Annotated in this window: 20 protein-coding genes and 3 pseudogenes; 9 read left to right on the plus strand and 14 right to left on the minus strand. The window is 69.8% G+C overall.

Annotated features, from left to right (window positions below; genetic code table 11):
- Window positions 1-55 precede the first annotated feature (55 nt).
- The 3 genes and pseudogenes from trpS to OG953_RS42775 all read right to left on the minus strand — a co-directional run bounded on the left by trpS (window position 56) and on the right by OG953_RS42775 (window position 2924).
- On the minus strand, window positions 56-1024 hold the full coding sequence (gene trpS / locus OG953_RS42765; RefSeq protein WP_405691458.1) for a tryptophan--tRNA ligase: 969 nt from the start codon (window positions 1022-1024) through the stop codon (window positions 56-58).
- A gap of 505 nt (window positions 1025-1529) precedes the next feature.
- Window positions 1530-2033: pseudogene (locus OG953_RS42770) on the minus strand (hypothetical protein); the annotation flags it as partial.
- A gap of 132 nt (window positions 2034-2165) precedes the next feature.
- Window positions 2166-2924 (minus strand): SDR family oxidoreductase, encoded by a 759-nt coding sequence (locus OG953_RS42775; RefSeq protein ID WP_405691460.1) that lies wholly within the window; start codon window positions 2922-2924, stop codon window positions 2166-2168.
- 571 nt (window positions 2925-3495) lie between these two features.
- Between OG953_RS42775 and OG953_RS42780 the strand changes: the two genes are divergently transcribed.
- From OG953_RS42780 to OG953_RS42790, 3 genes and pseudogenes are all read left to right on the plus strand, one after another.
- On the plus strand, window positions 3496-3846 hold the full coding sequence (locus tag OG953_RS42780) for a hypothetical protein (RefSeq protein ID WP_405691462.1): 351 nt from the start codon (window positions 3496-3498) through the stop codon (window positions 3844-3846).
- A 131-nt stretch (window positions 3847-3977) separates the two neighbouring features.
- Entirely contained in the window at window positions 3978-4160 is a 183-nt protein-coding gene (locus OG953_RS42785) for a hypothetical protein (protein ID WP_405691464.1), read from the plus strand.
- A gap of 153 nt (window positions 4161-4313) precedes the next feature.
- Window positions 4314-4646 (plus strand): annotated as a pseudogene (locus OG953_RS42790) (5-methyltetrahydropteroyltriglutamate--homocysteine methyltransferase); the annotation flags it as partial.
- A gap of 74 nt (window positions 4647-4720) precedes the next feature.
- On the opposite strand, the gene OG953_RS42795 reads toward OG953_RS42790, so the two are convergent.
- The 4 genes and pseudogenes from OG953_RS42795 to OG953_RS42810 form a co-directional block, all read right to left on the minus strand.
- On the minus strand, window positions 4721-5530 hold the full coding sequence (locus tag OG953_RS42795; protein ID WP_405691466.1) for a nucleotidyltransferase domain-containing protein: 810 nt from the start codon (window positions 5528-5530) through the stop codon (window positions 4721-4723).
- A gap of 80 nt (window positions 5531-5610) precedes the next feature.
- Window positions 5611-6642 carry an endonuclease/exonuclease/phosphatase family protein gene (locus OG953_RS42800; protein ID WP_405691467.1) on the minus strand — a complete coding sequence of 344 codons (1032 nt, stop codon included), beginning with the start codon at window positions 6640-6642 and terminating at the stop codon, window positions 5611-5613.
- 101 nt (window positions 6643-6743) lie between these two features.
- Entirely contained in the window at window positions 6744-6917 is a 174-nt protein-coding gene (locus OG953_RS42805; RefSeq protein ID WP_405691468.1) for a hypothetical protein, read from the minus strand.
- A gap of 218 nt (window positions 6918-7135) precedes the next feature.
- Window positions 7136-7513, minus strand: a pseudogene (locus tag OG953_RS42810) (methyltransferase domain-containing protein); the annotation flags it as partial.
- Window positions 7514-7783: 270 nt separating this feature from the next.
- Here OG953_RS42810 and OG953_RS42815 point away from each other — a divergent pair.
- From OG953_RS42815 to OG953_RS42825, 3 genes are all read left to right on the plus strand, one after another.
- Window positions 7784-8062, plus strand: coding sequence for a polyprenyl synthetase (locus OG953_RS42815; protein WP_405691470.1), 279 nt, complete (start codon window positions 7784-7786; stop codon window positions 8060-8062).
- The gene (locus OG953_RS42820) at window positions 8055-9107 is read left to right on the plus strand and encodes a polyprenyl synthetase family protein (RefSeq protein WP_405691472.1); all 1053 of its coding nucleotides are present in this window, start codon (window positions 8055-8057) and stop codon (window positions 9105-9107) included. Before OG953_RS42815 ends, OG953_RS42820 begins: the two co-directional genes overlap by 8 nt.
- A 93-nt stretch (window positions 9108-9200) precedes the next feature.
- Window positions 9201-10367, plus strand: a complete 1167-nt coding sequence (locus OG953_RS42825) for an oxygenase MpaB family protein (RefSeq protein WP_405691473.1) — start codon at window positions 9201-9203, stop codon at window positions 10365-10367.
- 45 nt (window positions 10368-10412) lie between these two features.
- Here OG953_RS42825 and OG953_RS42830 read toward each other — a convergent pair whose 3' ends face one another.
- On the minus strand, window positions 10413-10994 hold the full coding sequence (locus OG953_RS42830) for a MarR family winged helix-turn-helix transcriptional regulator (RefSeq protein ID WP_405691475.1): 582 nt from the start codon (window positions 10992-10994) through the stop codon (window positions 10413-10415).
- A 68-nt stretch (window positions 10995-11062) separates the two neighbouring features.
- Between OG953_RS42830 and OG953_RS42835 the strand changes: the two genes are divergently transcribed.
- Complete coding sequence (locus OG953_RS42835) at window positions 11063-11782, plus strand: SDR family NAD(P)-dependent oxidoreductase (protein WP_405691477.1); 720 nt, start codon at window positions 11063-11065, stop codon at window positions 11780-11782.
- 263 nt (window positions 11783-12045) lie between these two features.
- Here OG953_RS42835 and OG953_RS42840 read toward each other — a convergent pair whose 3' ends face one another.
- The 3 genes from OG953_RS42840 to OG953_RS42850 all read right to left on the minus strand — a co-directional run bounded on the left by OG953_RS42840 (window position 12046) and on the right by OG953_RS42850 (window position 14407).
- Window positions 12046-12420 (minus strand): LAETG motif-containing sortase-dependent surface protein, encoded by a 375-nt coding sequence (locus OG953_RS42840; protein ID WP_405691479.1) that lies wholly within the window; start codon window positions 12418-12420, stop codon window positions 12046-12048.
- Window positions 12421-12584: 164 nt separating this feature from the next.
- Complete coding sequence (locus OG953_RS42845; protein WP_405691481.1) at window positions 12585-12923, minus strand: Helicase associated domain protein; 339 nt, start codon at window positions 12921-12923, stop codon at window positions 12585-12587.
- A 533-nt stretch (window positions 12924-13456) separates the two neighbouring features.
- A complete protein-coding gene (locus OG953_RS42850) occupies window positions 13457-14407 on the minus strand; it encodes an endonuclease/exonuclease/phosphatase family protein (RefSeq protein ID WP_405691483.1) in 951 nt (316 codons plus the stop codon).
- 367 nt (window positions 14408-14774) lie between these two features.
- Between OG953_RS42850 and OG953_RS42855 the strand changes: the two genes are divergently transcribed.
- Window positions 14775-15983, plus strand: coding sequence for an IS256 family transposase (locus OG953_RS42855; RefSeq protein ID WP_405692424.1), 1209 nt, complete (start codon window positions 14775-14777; stop codon window positions 15981-15983).
- Window positions 15980-16462 carry a hypothetical protein gene (locus OG953_RS42860; RefSeq protein ID WP_405691485.1) on the plus strand — a complete coding sequence of 161 codons (483 nt, stop codon included), beginning with the start codon at window positions 15980-15982 and terminating at the stop codon, window positions 16460-16462. Before OG953_RS42855 ends, OG953_RS42860 begins: the two co-directional genes overlap by 4 nt.
- A gap of 408 nt (window positions 16463-16870) precedes the next feature.
- Here the strand turns inward: OG953_RS42860 and OG953_RS42865 are convergent, their stop codons facing one another.
- The 3 genes from OG953_RS42865 to OG953_RS42875 form a co-directional block, all read right to left on the minus strand.
- Entirely contained in the window at window positions 16871-17506 is a 636-nt protein-coding gene (locus OG953_RS42865; RefSeq protein WP_405691487.1) for a hypothetical protein, read from the minus strand.
- 186 nt (window positions 17507-17692) lie between these two features.
- The gene (locus OG953_RS42870) at window positions 17693-18415 is read right to left on the minus strand and encodes an alpha/beta fold hydrolase (protein WP_405691489.1); all 723 of its coding nucleotides are present in this window, start codon (window positions 18413-18415) and stop codon (window positions 17693-17695) included.
- Between the two features lie 72 nt (window positions 18416-18487).
- Window positions 18488-18706, minus strand: coding sequence for a hypothetical protein (locus tag OG953_RS42875; protein ID WP_405691491.1), 219 nt, complete (start codon window positions 18704-18706; stop codon window positions 18488-18490).
- Window positions 18707-18771: the final 65 nt, after the last annotated feature.

Consider the following 18771-nt stretch of genomic DNA (forward strand, 5'->3'; position numbering starts at 1 on the left):
TCTTCGGCCAGGAAGACACCGGCCGCCCCTCGCGATCGCCACCACTCCAGGACGGTCAGCCCACGCCCGCGAGCTCCAGCGCGCGGTTGAGGCGTGCCGCGGACCGCTCGCGGGCGCGCTCGGCTCCGGCCGCACGGATCTTCTGGAGCTCGGCGCCGCCTTCGAGGAGGTCCAGCATCCGCTCCCGGACCGGGGCGGCCTCCGCGGCGACCGCCTCGGCGACCGCCTCCTTGAGGTCGCGGTACCCCGTGATGCCCTCGGCGGCCGCCTCAGGAGTCGTGTCGGTACAGGACGCCAGGATCTCCAGCAGGTTGGCGACCCCGGGCTGCTCCTGCGGCACGTACCGCACAGAGTTGAGGCCGTCCGTCACCGCCCGCTGGAACTTGCGGCGCACAACGGCCGGGTCGTCCAGGACGTAGACGATGCCGTCCTGGTCCGACGACGACTTCGACATCTTCTTCGCGGGGTTGGCCAGGTCGCGAACCCGGGCGCCAGCCGTCGGAACCACTGCCTCGGGCATCACGAAGACCTCTCCGTACGTGGTGTTGAACCGCCGTGCCAGGGTGCGGGCGAGCTCCACGTGCTGCTTCTGGTCATTGCCGACCGGGACCGTCGCCGTCCCGTGCAGCAGGATGTCCGCCGCCATCAGCACCGGATAGGTGAGCAGCCCAAGCCGCACCGAGCTGTTGCCCTCGGACTTCTCCTTGAACTGCACCATGCGCCGGGCCTCCCCGAAGGTGCAGGTGCACTCCAGCAGCCAGGACAGCGCCATGTGCTCCCGGACCAGGTCGGACTGGACGAACATGCTCTCCCAGGGGACGCCGGAGGCGACCAGGAACGCGAGTTGATGCTGTGTCAAACTCCGTAGGCGCTCCGGCTCGTGGGGGGTCGTCATGGCGTGCAGATTGCTGACGAAGTAGAGGTCGTCCGGACCCGGCTCCCGGGCCCAGCGTCGTACCGCACCCAGGTAGTTGCCCAGATGGGCCTCGCCCGACGGGGTGATCCCCGACAGCCTGATCATCATGTGCTCCCTTGCGGAATGAACGTCGGAGCCCGCAAGGTCACCCGGTCAGCGTGGCCGGCCGCCTTGCGGGGCGACTGGCCAGCTGCGAAGTGGCAGGAGGAGTCAAGCCCACACGAAGGCGGGCCACCAAGATTGATTCCTGCTGCACATACCGCGAGACATTAGCACCGCCGCGCCCGCGGAAGCGGCGCTGAGTCCGGAGCACGAACGATCCAACCAGGGGCATGGCTCATCAATCGCGCCGTGATCGAGTACTTCGCGTCACGCTGACTCATCCCCTCCCCTTACGGGCCCAATCGCGTCATAGCTGCGCACGTACAAGATCGATCGATTCCGGTAGATCGGACCGAGGATGCGGCGACAAGAAGCGGGAGGAGGCATGCGGGGCGGGAGAGTTCACCGGAACTTCACGGCCCATCCTGCCGGGCGGGCGCCGGCGGCGACGTCGTGTCCGCCGGGCGGGCACCGTCTTTCGCTCTCTGTGCCCCTACAGGGGGGCCGTGCAAACCACGGCCAGGGACAGGTCGAGCTGCGCGATCCGGCGGGGGATGTCGAGCTGGACGAACAGCGACCTAGCGGTGACGTAGGAGTGCTGCGCGGACATAGGCCCGATCACGCTGCCCTGGTCACGCTGGAGATCGCCGAGGAGAGCGGTCGAGCGAGCGAAGAGATACAGGCCCCGGTCATCCAGCGTGAGCGGGGTGAAACGGCTGGTCCACCGGCCGATGAGGCTCTCGGCGAAGGTGAAGTCCTGCCGAGAGAGAGCGACCACGGCCCGGTCAAGGTCATCAGTCCACGATTCGTACTCCCAGGCCAGCGGCCCCGCTGGCGTCACCCGCCGCCCGTCGGCCGCGGACCCGGGCCGCCCGGCCTCGGACAGGAACGTCTCGAACCGCAGGTGGGCCGCCGCATCCGCACGGGCCAGAGCCGTGTCGAGAATCGCCGAACCTGCCAGCCCAGGCCGCGCAGTTCGGCGACGGCGCGGTCCGCATCGTCCAGCCGAAGCGATCGCAGATCGGCGGCCGTGACCTTGCCCGTGCCGCCCCGCGCGGCCCGGATGGCGATGACCGCGGCAAGCAGCTGGGCGTCGGAGGAGGGCAGCGGCAGGGCGGCCATGTGGGAGAGAAGGCGACGGGGCCTCTCAGTCGGAGTGCTCGTCGCCCGTGGAGCTCATGGACTCGAAGTGGAACGCGTTGATGTAGCAGTCCCGGGGCTGCCGGATCGCGAAGGTGATGCAGTCGAGCAGGGACTGCGCGGCGAGGGGGTCCTGAGGGCCACGCGGCGTCTCGTCCCACTGTGGCGACAGAGGGTCGCGGCTGCTGTCGAAGTCCGGCGGGAACAGGGAGATCACGCGTACGCCCCTCGGGCGTAGCCGGTGCGAGAGGGCTTCGGTGAAGCCCCGCTGGGCGTGCTTGGTGGCGTAGTACGCCTCATGCGCGCGGGGGTGTTGGATGCCGGGCACCCCGCAGACGGAGACCATCGTGACCACGTCGGGGCACTCGGAGGCCAGCAGCAGCGGCAGGAGGTTCTTCGTCACCAGGATGGTGCCGGTGCCGCCCGAAGCGACGGTGTCGGCTATGTCCTCGTCGGAGGCCGACAAGAGATCTGGGCCTTCCAGCCACCGCGCCCCGTTGTTGACGAGAACGTCGATGACATCGGTGTGCTGGCCGACCGCTTTGGCGAACTCGCGGATCGAGGCAGGGTCGGACAGGTCACACGCGAAAGCGTGCACCCGGTCATGGCCGCGGTTGAGGATCTCGACGCGGGTGCGATCGGCAGCTTCCAGCGTGCGTGCGGCGAGGAAGACCTCGGCTCCGAGACCGGCGAAGTGATGGGCGAGGGCCCGGCCGAAGTCGCGTCCGGCCCCGGTTATGACCACACGGCGGTCGGTGAGGTTCATGTCGTTCTTCCGATCGAGTAAAAGGCCAGATGGGAAGGCCGTCAGGAGATTGATCCAGATGCACACCTGGATTCGTCGTCAGGCTATCCGGGCCCTCCCCACGTAGTTCGGCCCACCAAGTCCCCCACAGACAACATTTCCGCGCCTCACTGACCTCTACTCTGCGTCCGACAGCTCGCCCCTCGCGTTGCCGCGCCCCGCGAGCCGGTCGACCCCGCCCGCATTGGCCGGCGCTGGGTGCGCCGGTGGGTGCGGGGCGCGTCAGCAGACTCACGAGCGTGGCGGATACGACACCAAGCGGGCCGGGTATTCCCGGGCCGGCTTCTGCAGATGGACCTGGTCCGGTGGGGGAGACGGCCATCGGTTCCGGTCGGGTCCGGTTCCCGCTCACACGCTGGGTGCTTGCCCCGCGCACAACGTGGCAGGCCCGTTGCTTGGCGGCCGATTTCGGCCCCGGTTTGGATGCCCGCACTGCCAGGTCAGCCCCTGAATTACAACTGCCTGGCCTGCCCCTGTACTCCCTGCCCACCAGCTTCGATACTGGCGGGACGTCTATGTGAAGGAGTCGACCGTGACTGACGACGAGCAGCAGCTCGCCGCCCTCCTCAACGGCCTTCCCGGCCATGATGACGCCCGGTTCTGGCGCGGACTCAAGGAAGCCGCAGGCATCTACCGCATACGTTCGACCATGTCCTCCGCCGTCCAGGAGGCCCAGGACGGCGACTTCGAACCGCTCGCCGAGTTTGTCCTCGACGTCTTCAATCGCGACGCCCGGCTCAAGGACATCACCGCGGCCCTCGCCACCCATCTCGGCAGCACCCTGCGCGCCCGCGCCTGGATCACCGACGCCATCGCGTCCGCGGACCGCATCAACCGGGCGCACGTCGAAGACCCCCTCGACGGACTCGCCGAGAAATGGTGAGAGGCGTCGGTGCGTGGTGATGCTTCTGGCCGGTCCTCGGGAAGAGCTGCTGGGGCCTCTGCTCCACGCGGCCAGGGTTCACGAGCCCGCGGTGAGGCGTTAGAGCAAGACCACACCCGGCCATGACTCCGATGGGCGAGGAAGTGGCCGCGCCAGCTTGCTCAGCGAGGCGGCTCAAGCAGGTCTACGGTGGCCAGGCCGGTTTCGCCATCTACGAGTTGGAGGGCGACTTCGGCGCGGGCGGCGAGGTCGAGGGGGCCGAGTCCTTCGGTGTAGGAGGCGTGGACGATGCGGTCGAGGCCCGCGGCCTGTAACCCACCGACAGCTCCCCTATGGCGTGCTGGCACGCCAGCACGCAGAGCTGTGGTTCGCGGCCGTCTGGGTTCCGAGTGCATGGCGAGCCTCTCTTCGTCATAGACAGAGCCAAGGGCCGGACCATCGCTTCTTCGGCGTCTTGTTCCTCGGACCAGCTCAGGGCGGGCAACTTCTACCTCCAGCTCGCGAGCGAGGCGGACCCGGACCGGGTGCTGAGCATCGTCGCGGACCATCTCCCGCCGGGGGCACGGGTGTTCATCGGTGTGACCGACCCGAACTCACCGGCCGTGGAGTCACCGGAAGAGGTACGCGACCGGGTGTTGCAGGCCGCCCGTCACATTCCGGTGGAACAGCTGGGCACCTGTGACGACTGCGGCTTCTCCCCGTTCGCGGACGACGCCTCCACCTCACGCGACCTGGCGTTCGCGAAGATCGCCGCACGGATCCAGGGTACGGCCATGGCTGCCGAGGCCCTCGGCGCCTGAGCCCCGAGCCACGCGGACGTACGGCCACCGCGGATGACGGCCCGGCCCGGGGGTGTTCCCCGGCCGGGCCGTCATCAGGCGGAGTCCCGCAGCGCCGCGAGGGTCTCCTCGACCAGCGCCCGCGCCCGGTCCACCGTCGCCGTCAGCGCCCCGGCGCTCACGCCCGGCGCTCCGAGCAGTTCACGGACCCGGGGGCCGAAGTCCGCCGGGGCGCCCGGGAGCGACTCGGCGACGGCCAGCGCCCCCTTCTCGTTGAGGCACCAGCGCCGGTCCCCGGCGAACAGCGCCTGCACCAGCACGCCGACGGCCCGCGACAGGCACAGCGAGACGTACAGCGTGTCCTCCCGGGCCGCGCCCTTCCCCGCGGCGGCGACCAGGAACTCCGCCTCCCAGGCTCCCGCCGTCAACGCCTCCCGCAGCGGCTCCGGATACGCCGCCGCCCGCAGCCGGAGGTCCGTCAGCTCGCCCGAGGGATCGGCCAGTACCTGTCCGAGTGCCACCTCGCCCGCATAGCAGGGCGACCAGAACCCGAGCGGATGCCCGGCCTGCACACCGACCTCGTACCGGCCCTCGCGGCAGTCCTCCCACACCCGCTCGACCCGGTCCAGGTCCCGCAGGATCCAGTCCACCGCGACACCGTCGGCCTGTAGCCACGCACCGCCGTTCACCCACGGCCCCCAGCCATGGGGCCCGGCCACCTCGACGTCCGGTCCGGCCAGCGCGCGCAGCGCGTCCAGGTCGAGTCCGGCCCGGTAGTAGACGCCGAGGTCCCAGTCCGAGTCCGGCCGGTGCTCCCCACGCGCCCGGCTGCCGCCGAGCAGTACGCCCACGACTCCCGGTACTTCGGCCAGCCGCGCCGCCATGTCTTCGATGATCACCCGCATGGAGCGAGTCTGGCAGCCGGCCGGACAGGCGGGCCAGCCGGTTTCGTACCGTGGCGGCGGAGGCGGGAACCGTACCCGCCTCAGTCCAGTGTGATCCGGGCGGCGACGGGCAGGTGGTCGCTGCCGGTGGCGGGCAGCGTACGGATGTGGCCGACGGTCGCCGAACGGGCCATGACCTGGTCGATCCGGGTCACCGGGAAGGCGGCGGGGAAGCTGAGGGCGAAGCCGCGTCGCGCCGTGTTCATCCGCGAGGTCAGCGGGGCCAGCCCATGGTCGTCGACCGTGCTGTTGAGGTCGCCCAGCAGGATTACCCGGCGTACCTTCTCGGCGGCGACGGCCTCGCCCAGCAGCCCGGCACTCTCGTCACGACGGGCGGACGCGAGGCCGCTCGCTCCGATCCGGACCGAGGGCAGGTGCGCGACGTACGCCGCGACCTCGCCGCGCGGTGTGTGGACGACGGTCCGCAGGCCGCGGCTCCAGCCCTCCGCGATTCCCCGGGGTCTGATGTCCAACAGCCGGGTGCTGGACATCGGATGCTTCGACCAGAGCCCGACGGTGCCCCGGACCGCGTGGTACGGGTAGTCGGGAGCGAGGGTCTTCTCGTAGACCGTCAGCGCCGGAGGCACCAGCTCCTCCAGTGCGATGAGATCCGGCTCGGCGTCCGCCAGCGCGCGGGCCGTGGCCGCCGGGTCGGTGTTCTCGTCGCTGACGTTGTGCTGCACCACGAGCAGCTCGTCCGCCCCGGGCCCGTCCCCGGGCAGCAACAGCCCGCCGAAGAGGTACGTCCAGGCCGTCACCGGCAGCAGCAGGGCCACTAGCGCGACGGCCGAACGTCGCAGCAGGGCCAGGCCGAGCAGCAGCACGGCCACCAGCCCGAGCCAGGGGAGGAACGTTTCCAGCAGACTGCCCGGACCGCCCGCGAGGTCGGCGACGACCCCGTGGCACACCAGCAGCGCGGCCGTCAGCACCGCGAGCGCGGCGAGCACCCGCCCCCGTACCCAGGCCGACCGGTTCCCCGGGCGCCCCTCCGCGTCCCCGCCCCGGGCCCGGCCCGCCCACCGGAACGCCGCCCCCGCTCTCGACGCCGTACCGCTGTCCGCCCGCTGCACCATGCATCCCCTCCGCTTGCTCCTGCCCCCTCCAGGACGTGTGGTCCGGCTGATCGGTTTCCGGCACGGCCGACGGCGTTCCTGGCGCGAGGGCTGAGCGGTGGTCAGCGGGAGCCGATGACCGTGACGAGGGTGAAGGTGGCGAAGAACGGCCCCTGGGACAGGGAGTCGAACCACCGGCGGCCACGGGTCTCGTCGATGTGACCGGCCTCGATGGCGCGCTGCATGTTGCGGCCCAGCCCCAGGATGTGGTCGGCATCCCGGAAGTCGCGGAACACCGGGGCCGTGGTCCGTACGGCGTCGACGGTGAACCCCGCTCCGCCCGCCGGGCGAGGCCGCGTCCGACGGTGGCGTTCCGCACCGCCTCCGATGTGGTGTAGCGGGTGAAGGCACGGCTCGTCGTGATGTCCTCCGCATCGACGACCAGGGTGTCCCAGTCGGGCTCGACCAGGCCGATCCGGCATCCGGGGCGGGTGACCAGACGGAGCTGCGCGAGGACGGCATCGGGATCGTCGACGTGCATGAGGACCCGGTCGATCCTGGCCCGGTCCACCGTCCCCGGGTCGACCGGCAGAGCATGCGCATCCCCTTCGCGGAATTCCACCGCGGCCGGTGAATCGACGCGGCCCCGGGCCTGGCCGAGCATCGCCGGGTCACGGTCGACACCGATCACCGTGCCGCCCGGACCGACCCGGTCGGCGAGGTCCTGAAGGTCGGTGCCCGGACCGCACCCCACGTCGAGGACGGTCTGGCCCGGCTGGATGGCGAGGAGATCGAGCAGTTCCCGCTTGTAGGCGCGGCCAGCATCGGTGGCAGCGGACCGCAGCATGTACGCGGCCTGATCGGGCGTGGAAACCCCAAGAGTTGTCGGCATGCGGGTCAGTCAAACACCCCTGCCAGCCCCGGCGCACGCGACGGCGTGCAGGTGACGGGACGCGTGACAGGACATGCAACGGGGATGCGTGAGGGACACGTGACGGGACGTGACGGGACGTGAGGGGACACGTGGCAGGGCGCCCGCGCCCCTGCCGTCCTGTCACCCGTTCGTGAGTTCCCGGGCCACCGGGGCCCGGGAAGCCGCACCCTCGCACAGGGCGGCCAACGACCGTGCCGCCCGAGCGCAACGGCTACAGGGGGAGAGGACATGACCCGAGCGGAGCACGGCGGAGGGCCGGGGGAGCGGACGGTTCTGATGGCGGTGGGGCTGGCCGACCTGGCGGTGGAAACACTCGGCACCACCGTGGGCACGCTCCGGTCGCTGCTCGGCCGGTCGGACACGTCCGAGCTCGCGGCCGACGCGAAGTCGGACCTCCGGGCCCGGGGCCGGCTGACGCTGGACCGGTACACGACGGTGCCGCCCGCGTACCTGGAGGTGCTGGCCCGGCACGCCGCGGCACGCCGGGCGGCCGACCACGATGTCTGACCCGTACGGGGCGGACGCCTTCAAGGGCCGCGTCGACGGGGTGCTGAGCGGTTTCGTGGCGCGGGAGACGGACGAACTCCTCGCCATCGACGCCGATCTGCGCCCGGTGGCGGACCAGGTGGAGGCGGCGGTGGCCGAGGGCAAGCGGCTGCGGGCGGCGTTCTGCTACTGGGGCTGGCGGGCCGCCGGTCAGCCGGACAACGACGCGCTGGTGCGGGCGGCGGCGTCCATGGAGCTGGTGCACGCCGCCGCCGTGGTGCACGACGACATCATCGACGACAGTCCGCTCAGGCACGGCAGACCCACCGCGCACCTCGCCCTGCGCGCGGCTCTCGGGCCCCGGCCCCGCGCGAGGAGCGCGGGCCGGGCGCTGGCGATGCTGGTGGGCGATCTGCTGATGTCGCTGGCCGGGCAGCTGTTCGTCACCAGCGGGCTGCCCGCGGCCTATCTCGCCCGCGCCCGTCCGCTGTGGGCGGCTCTCGCCCGTGACCTGATAGCCGGGGAGTGCCTGGAGATCCTGCGTACCGGCGCCGCCCCGGACACCGGCGACTCGCTGAAGGTGATCCGGTACAAGACCGCGAAGTACACCGTCGAACAGCCGCTGCTCATCGGCGGCGCCCTGGCCGGTGCGAGCGGCAGGCTGCGGGAGGGGCTTTCCGCCTACGGGGTGCCGTTGGGCGAGGCGTTCCAGCTGCGGGACGATCTGCTCGGCCTGTTCGGCGACCCCGCCCGCACCGGCAAGGCGAGCCTGGACGATGTGCGCGCCCACCGGCCCACCGCCCTGCTGGCGGAGACCTGGCGGCTGGCGGGTGAGCCGGAACGCGACCTGCTGCGCCGCCTGCTGGGCAGAGCGGACATCGGTCCGGACGGGCTGGAGGCGGTACGTGGGGTGATGAGCCGCCTGAAGGCGCCCGAGCGGATCGAGCGGATGATCCGGGCGCGGGCCGAGGAAGCCACCCGCGCCCTGGACGGGACGGACATCCCCGAGCACGCCGAACGCGCCCTGACCGCGCTGGCCCGGTCCGCGACCGTCCGCCACCACTGAGAACCCCGCGCCGCACCGCACCGCGGCCCGGCAGCGCTCCGGCGATGTGCCGGGTGCGTGCGCCTCGGGCCGGAAGAAGCCGAGGAACCGAGCATGATCTACACCGAGTCGTCGATGGACGCACTGCGACAGGGGGGCGACGAGCTCGCCGACGCCACCGTGGCCACGCTGTTCGAGCGCGGGGAGGTGGGGAAGTTCAACACCCTCATGCGGTACGTGTCCACCGCGGGGAGCCCGCTGCCCGACGGGCTGCCCGAGGTCGCGCTGGAGTATCTGCACGCGACCGGTGCGCCGCCCGCGTGGGTCGACTGGGGCGAGATGGAGAAGGCGCGGCTGTTCTTCATCGACAACAACGTGCACATCTCCACCGCGCTGTCCTTCGCGTCGATGCCCGCCTGCTACGTCGTCCCGCATGTGGCGAAGCTGCTGTCGGCCACGCACTCGCTGGAGTACCCCTCCAAGCGGATGGCGGAGACCGGGCAGTTCACCGTCCACCTGATGCGGCCCGACGCGTTCGAGGCGGGCAGCCGCTTCATCCCCGCCGTGCAGAAGGTCCGTCTGCTCCACGCCTCCATCCGCCACCATCTGCGCAGGGAGGGCCGCTGGGACGTCGGGACGCTGGGGACCCCGATCTGCCAGGAGGACATCATCGGCGGTCAGATGTTCTTCTCCCTGCTGGTCCTGGACAGCCTGCACCGGCTGGGCATCCACATGAGCGTCGACGGCGCCGAGGCGTACTTCTACGCCTGGCGCGTGGTCGGCGCGATGCTGGGCGTCGACCAGGACCACGTACCCGAGGACCTCGACTCCGCCCGGCAGTTCCTGGACCTGTACATGACCCGGCACATGGGGCCCAGCGAGGAGGGCGCCCGCCTCACCCGGCAGCTGATCGACCTCTACGAGGAAGTGGTCCCCGGGACGCTCCTCGACCCGGTCGTCCCGGCGCTGATCCGCCATCTCATCGGCGACACCTGCGCGGACTGGCTGGACGTGCCGCGTTCCGCCTGGGACACCCTGGTCAAGGCCGTGCCCCGGCTGCTCGGTGTCCTGGAGACCATCGAGGACCGGTCCCCGCTCGGAGCCTGGGCCCTGGACCGGCTGGGCCAACTCACGACCGTCCTCGAACTCTCCTCCCTCACCCGCGGCCGGGTCATGCACTACGCCATTCCGGAGCAGCTGAAGAAGGACTTCGGCGTCTCCGCCGCCGTCTCGCGCACCCGGCGCTGGGCCCCGCCCGCGCCCACGGTCGGACCGCGCTGACCGCCACCGCCCGGCCGGGGCCTCCCGCTGGTGCCGGGACGGTCCTCAGGGCCGCTCGCCCACCTGTGTGACCCGTTCGTCGCCGAGCCGGTGCTGCACGTCCTGGAGGAGCACCCGCAGCAGCCCGTTCAACTGGCTCTGCTGCTCGGGCGTCAGAGCGGTGATCAGTTCCGCCTCCCGGTGGAGCACCTGGTCGACGGTGGCCTCGACCAGTGCGTGGCCCGCCGGGGTCAGGGTGACCAGCACGGTTCGCGGGCGTCCCTGGGCGGGCTGCCGGACGACGAGCCCCTCGTGCTCGGCACGGGCCACCCGCTGGGAGACCGCGCCCGCGGTGACCAGGGAACGGTGCCCCAGTTCGCGGGTGCTCAGGGTGTACGGGTCACCGCTGCGGCGCAGCACGCTGAGCAGGTCGAGCGTGGCCGTGTCCACGCCCGCGTGGGCCAGGACCCGGCGCCGGTCGTCACCGAAGAGCTTGGCCAGCTGCCAGATCGGGGTGACGATCCCGATGGAGGAGACGGGCGTCCCGGGACGCTCGCGTTCCCAGGCGGCCGCGATGTCCTCGGCGGACGGAAAGCCGGAACCGCCGGCCGGACCGTCCGACGCCGGGACCAGGGGTTCTCTTGCCACGGTGTCACTCCCAGGTGTTACGTTTAGATCTAAATTTAGGTCTACACCAACAATACGGAGCTCAGTACATGGCACGCAACATCCTGGTCACCGGCGGTTCCACGGGCATCGGCCGGGCCCTCGCCGGCCACTTCGCCGAGCGCGGCGAGTCCGTGATCATCACCGGCAGGCGACCCGGTCCGCTCAAGGAGACGGCCGCCGCGATCGGCGGCCGCGGGCTGGTCTGCGACCACACCAGCCCGGAGGCGCTCACCGCGCTGCTCACGGAGCTGCCCGAGCGGATCGACGTACTCGTCAACAACGCGGGCGGCAACACCGACTTCGACGCGGACGGTGTCGACGACCTCGCCGCGTACGCCCGTGACTTCCGCGCCAACCTCGACGCCAACCTCGTCAGCGCGGCCCTGACCACCAAGGCGCTGGAGAGCCGTCTCGCACCCGGTGGCGCGGTCGTGCACATCGGCTCCATCGCCGCGGACCAGGGCGCGGGCTCCTACGGTGCGTCCAAGGCGGGCCTGGCCGCCTGGAACCTCGATCTCGCACGGCAGCTCGGCCCTCGTGACATCACCGCCAACGTGGTCGCGCCCGGCTACACCGGCGACACGGAGTTCTTCCGCGACCGCCTTCCCGCCGAGCGACGGGAACGCCTGATCGCCGACACACTCACACACCGCCCCGGCACACCGGCCGACATCGCGGAGGCGGTCGGCTTTCTGGCGTCTGTGGTCGCCCGGCACATCACCGGACAGGTGCTGCACGTCAACGGGGGTGCCCTGACGACCCGGTGACACTCCACCCGCAGCCGGCACACGCACGACGGCGGCTCCTCGGCCCCCTGGGGGCCTCCGGTGCCCTGTATCCCCGCCCCCCGTACCCCCCCGGCCCGGAGCCGGGACGTACGCCCGGAGCCGGGGACGTACCCCCGACGCGATCTGCGTGAACAGCTGTGGCGGGACGCCCACGGCCCGGTCCGGCTCCCTCATCAGGGGCCGGGCCGGGCCGTCGGTCGTGTCCGTTGCCGGACGGGCGGGGCGGGTGACGCCGCCGGGTGTCAGGCTCGCTTGGCCCTGCGGCGGGCCGCCACGACCAGGCCGGTACCCACGGCGAGTACCGCGGCGGTGCCGATGATCATCGGGACGGTGCCGCTGCTGCCCGTCGAGGCGAGGTCGCCGCCGTTGCCCGGCGTCTTGCTCGACGACGGGGCGGGCGTGCCCGGTGCCGCGGGCTCGGAGGAACCGGAGGACGGCGTGCCGCTCTCCGTGGGCGGCGTCACCGAGGCGGACGGCGTGGCGTCCACCGGCGGCGTCGTCGTGGGGGTGTCGCTCGGCGTCGGCGTGGTGGTCGGGGGCTTCCCGGTCTCCGGGAGGCAGCCGGTGAAGGGGAAGTGGTGATGATCTGCGGGTTTTTGGCGGTGGTGGTTCGGCATCGTGATGTCAGTGCGTCAGGTATGGGGTTTCTTCTGTTCAGCTTGTTGTGGTTGGTGATTCGAGTGGTGACACGAATGCCGGTCTGGGGCTGACGCTTTTGGTGATGATGCAGGTCCGTTGGTTGCCGGTCGGTATGACGTGTCCGGCTTCACCGCCCCGCCTGTCACTGCGCCCACCCCAACCCGAGGGCTGCCAGCGTGCTGAGTTGGTCTTCGGTGAGGCGGTCGCGGCGGCTCATTTGGTTGCTGAGAAATACGCCCAGGCGTACGGAGGTGCCGTCGGGGAGTTCCTCGGTGTGCTGTCTTCCGACGACGGTTCGGCCTTCCCGGGCGATGTATTGCTTCAGGGCTGCTACGCCTCGTTGGAAGGCTTCTGTACCGCGTGCTGCGCCCTTTCCTTCCCCTGTCTTCACACTGGTTCGTGCTGGGGCTTTCTGGGGCCGTGCAGTTGGTTTCACGTCGAGTTCGTCCAGGCGGTGTTGCTGCTCCGGGTTCAGGCGCACCCATTCCCGCACCTGCCTCGCCAGCCAGCGCCCGATGTCATCGCCCTGGTATGTGATGCCGGGCAGGATCTCGTCCAGCTTTCCGCCGGCCGCGAGGAGTGTGGTGAGCCCGGCCCAGTGGCGTTGCCGGTCGATGGTCCACCCGAGCTGTCCGGGGTTCCAGCGCGGTGCAAGGACGGCGAGGCCGCCACTCCCGCGAGGGTGGCGGCCTCCCGTTCATTCTTGGAGCGGATCAGACGTGGGGTTCGAGCGGTGCGACAATCTCGTCGTAACCGCCGTGTCTGGAAGATCAGCTCGCCTGCGGTGTATCCGCTGCCCGCGTGAGTGCGGGGTGCGCAGTGGCTCGCTCCGTCGCCCTTGTAGAGCTACAGGTCACCGGCGGTGTCCCGGCCGACCAGGTCGGCCCGGCCGTCACCAGAGAAATCCCCCGCAGCGGTCGGCAGGTTCGCCGGCTAGAAGCCGCCGCTCTTGCAAGGAGCGGCGGAGGTGCCGGTGGGGCTGCCCGCGTGCTGATCCAGGTCATCGCCGACTGCCTAGCTGGACAGACTGCCGGTGGTCTGGCCGCTGTGCTTCCAGGTTGCTGCACCGCGCAGCAGCTTGTGGTCGGAGACCTTGGTGTCCATCGGCAGCACGTCGGCCTCGGGGTTGGCGAAGTACTTGGCGCTGAGGAAGACGTAGTCGATCTTGCCGCCGTCCTTGCTGTCCTGACCCGAGCGGCACTGCGACACCTCCGCCGAGACGCAGGCGGGGGTGAAGTAGTCGCGGTCGGTCTCGTCGACCTCGATCATGGTTCCCTTGGCGCCGCCACCCAGGGCGGGCTCGTAGAAATACGAGGCCATGGTGCTGGCGGGCGGGGCGTTGAAGTCCCCGCCCAGCACCACCGGGATGCCCGCGTCTTCCCATGCCTTGGCCTGCGCGGCGAGCTCACGCGCCTCGGCGTCGCGCAGCGTCGGCGAGGCCGACCAGTACAGGTGGATCGAGCAGGACCAGGTGATCCGGCCCTGCAGCCGGGACTTGATGCAGGGGTTCTTGATCGGCTCCGTCTCGCCGCCCTGGGTCAGGTCCAGGACGGTGGTCTCCAGCGCCGGCCCCTTGACGAAGACCGCCATTCCGTAGTCGCTGCCGTGGCAGATCGTCGGATAGCCCGACAGTGTCGCGGTGTACAGGCCGTTGAACCCCTTGGGGGCGAGCTTGGCCAGGATCGCGTCGTACTGCGAGCGGCACACCTCCGACAGGAAGATCTGGTCCGCGCCCCACACATCCGCCGACGTCTCGGCGACCACCTGGTCGATGCGGCGCTGGTTGTCGTAGTAGTTCGGGTCGCCGCACATGTTGCCGCAGATGTTGTAGCTGGTGAACCGCAACTGCGGCGCCGTCACCCGTGTCACGGTGTCGGCGCTCGCGGACGACGGCGCGATCAACACACCAGTCAGTGCGAGCACAGCGCAGCCTATCGCCGCGAGGAGGGATCTGATCGTTTTCAAGGTTTCTCCGCTGGGGTGGGAAAGCCCTAGTCGTAGGCCTGGGGGCGAGTGCGCCCGCAAAGCTTGTCCAGGAAGAGAGACCATGAGGCAAAGCGTGCGTGAATATGTTTGGTACAGTCACTTTTAAGTCATGACTGCGCATCAATGTCGCACACCCAGGCCGGAATACTGGACGACGCCGCACGGAAGATGACCCACGAAGAGCTGAGCAATGCTCAAGACCTGTGGATCGGGGCTCGGGTGGCACGCGAGGGGCGTACCTTCCCGAGTGATCGATGGAAGGTCACCGAGTAGGCCGGCGTTCGCAGCGCCGGTCGGGAAGGCACGCCCGGTAGTCAATGCTGACGGTTCCACGCCAAACAGCTCCCTGATCGACGAGATCGTCCGAGAGGGCGCGAGACGGATGTTGGCCGCTGCCCTGGAGGCGGAAGTCAACGCTTACATAGCCGAGCTGGCCGGTGAGCGGGACGAGAGCGGTCGCCGCCTGGTCGTGCGAAACGGCCATCACCAGCCGCGGAAGGTCACGACCTCCGCCGGCGTCGTCGAGGTCAAGGTCCCGCGCGTGAACGACAAGCGCATCGACGAGGCCACGGGCGAACGCAAGCGGTTCTCCTCGGCGATCCTGCCGCCCTGGGCAAGGAAGTCCCCGAAGATCAGCGAGGTGCTGCCGCTGCTCTACCTGCACGGCCTGTCCTCCGGCGACTTCGTGCCCGCACTCGAGCAGTTCCTCGGCTCCTCGGCCGGCCTCTCGCCCGCCACCGTGACGCGGCTGACCGTCCAATGGCAGGCCGACCACAGGGCGTTCATGGACCGCGACCTGTCCTGCACCGACTACGTGTACGTCTGGGCGGACGGCGTCCACCTGCGCATCCGCCTGGAGGAGGCGAAGGCCGCAGTCCTGGTGCTGATGGGCGTGCGGGCCGATGGCACGAAGGAACTGATCGCGATGACCGACGGATACCGCGAGTCGTCCGAGGCATGGGCCGGGCTGCTGCGGGACTGCGCTCGCCGGGGCATGCGGGCTCCGGTTTTGGCCGTCGGAGACGGCGCACTCGGCTTCTGGAACGCACTGAACGAGGTGTTCCCCGACACCCGCCATCAAAGGTGCTGGGTTCACAAAACGGCCAACGTTTTGGACGCGCTGCCGAAGTCGGCCCAGCCTGCGGCCAAGCGCGCGATCCAGGAGATCTACAACGCCGAGGACAAGGAACACGCGGCCAGGGCAGTCCGCGCCTTCGAGCGGGCCTACCAGGCGAAATACCCCAAGGTCGTCAAGCGGATCACGGACGACGAGGACGAGTTGCTGGCCTTCTTCGACTTCCCCGCCGAGCACTGGGTCCATTTGCGCACCACAAATCCGATCGAGTCGACCTTCGCCACGGTCCGGTTGCGGACGAAGGTCACCAAGGGTGCCGGCAGCCGGGGTGCCGCCCTCGCCATGGTCTTCAAGCTGATCGAATCCGCGCAGGCCCGCTGGCGCGCGGTCAACGCACCCCATCTTGTGGCGCTGGTGCGGGCCGGCGCCCGTTTTGAACGCGGCTATCTCGTCGAGCGCTCCGAGGAGGCCGCCGCGTGAACGGCCCCAACGGCGCCGATGACCGTTCCGCCGAGAACGAGCACCAGCGATTCGCCCGCTACCTGCACGAGCTGGCCGTCGTCCGTGACGAAGACGAAGCCGATCTGGTGACCAGAATCCTGCGCGACTCGGACACGACGATGGCGCAGTCGGCTATCGTCCGCCACCTCGACCGTCATGCGGCGCAGCTGCTGGCCGACGAGGGGTTCACCGCCTGGGCCCGCGCGATGGCCGAGATCAGCGCGGAGCGGGAGTTCCTCGCCCGCCGTCTGCGCGAATGGGCCCTGCTGCGGTCAATCACCCTGGGCGAGCCGTGGGGCTTGGAGGAAGTCACCACCGGATCCGACTGGTTCCAGCGCAAGGCCGTCGAGACCCTGCCCTCACCCGCCGTCCTCACCCTGCTCGCCGAAGCCGGAAGAACCCGACGGGTCCGAGCCGACGCCAGTCGCCGACTGCGTCAGGGACACCACCGCGACTGACTTGATCCACAGGTCTTGACTATTCCTCCGTCTGGTGTGCGGTGCTGCCTGTACTCGATGCTCTCGGGCCAGCGTCGCTCTTCTATCTCGGCCGGGAGGGCTTTCTTCCTGCGCACGAAGGAACCGGGGTCGAGCAGTTGCCGATCGGTGATGGCGGCCCGGCCGCGCTGCTGTCTGGCCGGGGAGGAGGACCTGGCGATTCCTCAGCAAGGTCCGTATGAACACCCGCCACGCGACCACCCTCCTGCGGGCCCTGCTCGTCCTGGCGAACAGCGAAGTGCAGAGGTGGCAGACGATCTCCCTCTGCCGATCATGTTCTGGCCAGCACGAGTACCCCACTACAAGCTCACACCAGGCCCGTGACCAGCGAAATCAGGATGAAATTTCCTCAATGGCGGCAGGCACCCTTCAAAGCCCAGCGAATTGCTCTTTCGGGTGCCAGCCCGCCTCAGACCAGTCGTACTCCACGAACTCGTCGGAAACCTTCCCACAGGGGGCGTAGACGCTGATGAACAGAGTCGTGGTCGAGTCGTTCCACCGAACGTCGACCTGGTCGCCGCCTTCCGGGTTTTCGAATCGGAAGCCCAGTTCGAGGAAGGTTGCGCCTGCACGATCGCCTTCGTGGGTGAGTTTCCAACCCTTCTGTTCCAGCCGCTGGCGCACGCGCCGCTGCGCGTCTCGGGCGGTGGCTTCGGGGACGTCGGGCACGCTCCAATCGAGACCGAAGCTGCGGACGTCGCTTCGTGCCTCGTCAATGTGGGCGATGCTCCTCAGCCCGCGGTAGTAACAGGCGCCGGTATCGACCCTGCCCGAGTCCGCGGCGTACTTTTCGGGCAGCGCGAAGCCGGCGTACACCTCGTCGGACCGGGCCTTGAGCCGTTGCGCGACCGCGTTGGGGTCGGCCGAAGGATACGGCGCGCCGTTCCACACGACGTTCCCCGCCACCACGGCAGCGACTAGCAGCGCCACCATCACGAGCCCTGTGACGGCATACAGGACGGACCGCCCGGAGACCCGGGCTCTACATACAGGGCTCTTGAACATGCATGTGACGGTAGGCGCCAGCATTGCGCGCCGCATGAGTAGCCGTACCCAGGAGAGTTCTGGAGCACCCGCGAAGTCGGGTGCCAACTCGACGTCGCCGAGGGCTTTCCAAGGGCGGCACTCTGCCGCTGCGCGAGGTGCTGGCCAGCAGCTCCGAGGCCATCCGCAAGATGCCGGTACGCCCGCTCATCCGGACCCCGTCAGTGCACGGCCGTCGATCAATTCCTCCAGCGCTGCGCTGATCTCCTGCGGTTCGGTGAGTATGGTCAGATGGTGAGCGGTTCGATGACTGACGCGCCAGCCTTCCCGCTTGGCCTGGAGAGCTTCGGCCTCGTAGGCATCGCTCAACTGAAGGTAGGCACTCCGGGAAGGGGTGGGGCCTGGATGTGCCGGGGCGGGCTCCTCGAAGTAGGCCAGGGGAACGTTGGGAAGCTCTGCGCAGAAGCGGGCGCGTAGGTGCGGGTCGGGCAGCAGTGCCTCGACGGTGCCCGGCGGGAACCACCCGTTCCAGGGCGGCAGCCTTCCGTCCAGAGCAAGCTCACACAAGTGCTCACGAAGTTCTACCGGGGCTGTGTCGAACCACCTGAGGCCGGGGTGTGGCAGGAGGGCATCGACGAAGATCGTGCCAACGACGGTCGTTGTCGTCGTGCTGGTGATGGCGGGCAGCAGGGCTCCGGCGCCACTGTGCCCCACCAGCACGATCTGTCTCCCACTCTTGTGTCGGTCGATCTCCTTGGCGACGGCTGCGGCAAGCCTCGGGTAGTACGGTCCGGTGCCCCCGAATACCTTCGCCAACGAGGGCACGATCGTCACGTGCCCTCGGGCGTGCAGCACTTTCGCGACGGGCTGCCAGGTCAGGGCCCCCACGAGCGGGCTGTGCACCAAGACCAGGGCCGGTCGTCCTCGCATGACACCTCACTCGTGATCTGTCACGGCTTCCGGAATGGTGTGCCGATGACCACTCGTTGATCCGTTAGCAGGCTATGCGGTGAGTCCGGCAGGGAGGACGGGACCGTCGGTTCCTCCGTCGATCGGGTTGAAACGGTCCTTGGCCAACAGCTCGCGGCCCATGGGGCGGTGGGCTTCCGCCCATTCGTCCTCCTGCTCGGCCAGCACCGGGCCGACCGGGCCGACCGGGCCGACCGGGCCGACCGGGCCGACCGGGCCGACCGGGCCGACCGGGTGGGCAACTTCAGCCAACTATCGGGTTACGGCACGGTTCCGGCGTTTTCGAAGCGGGCCGTGACACAGCCCAGCAGCCGATG

This window comes from Streptomyces sp. NBC_00057 (assembly GCF_045041165.1).
Lineage (GTDB): Bacteria > Actinomycetota > Actinomycetes > Streptomycetales > Streptomycetaceae > Streptomyces.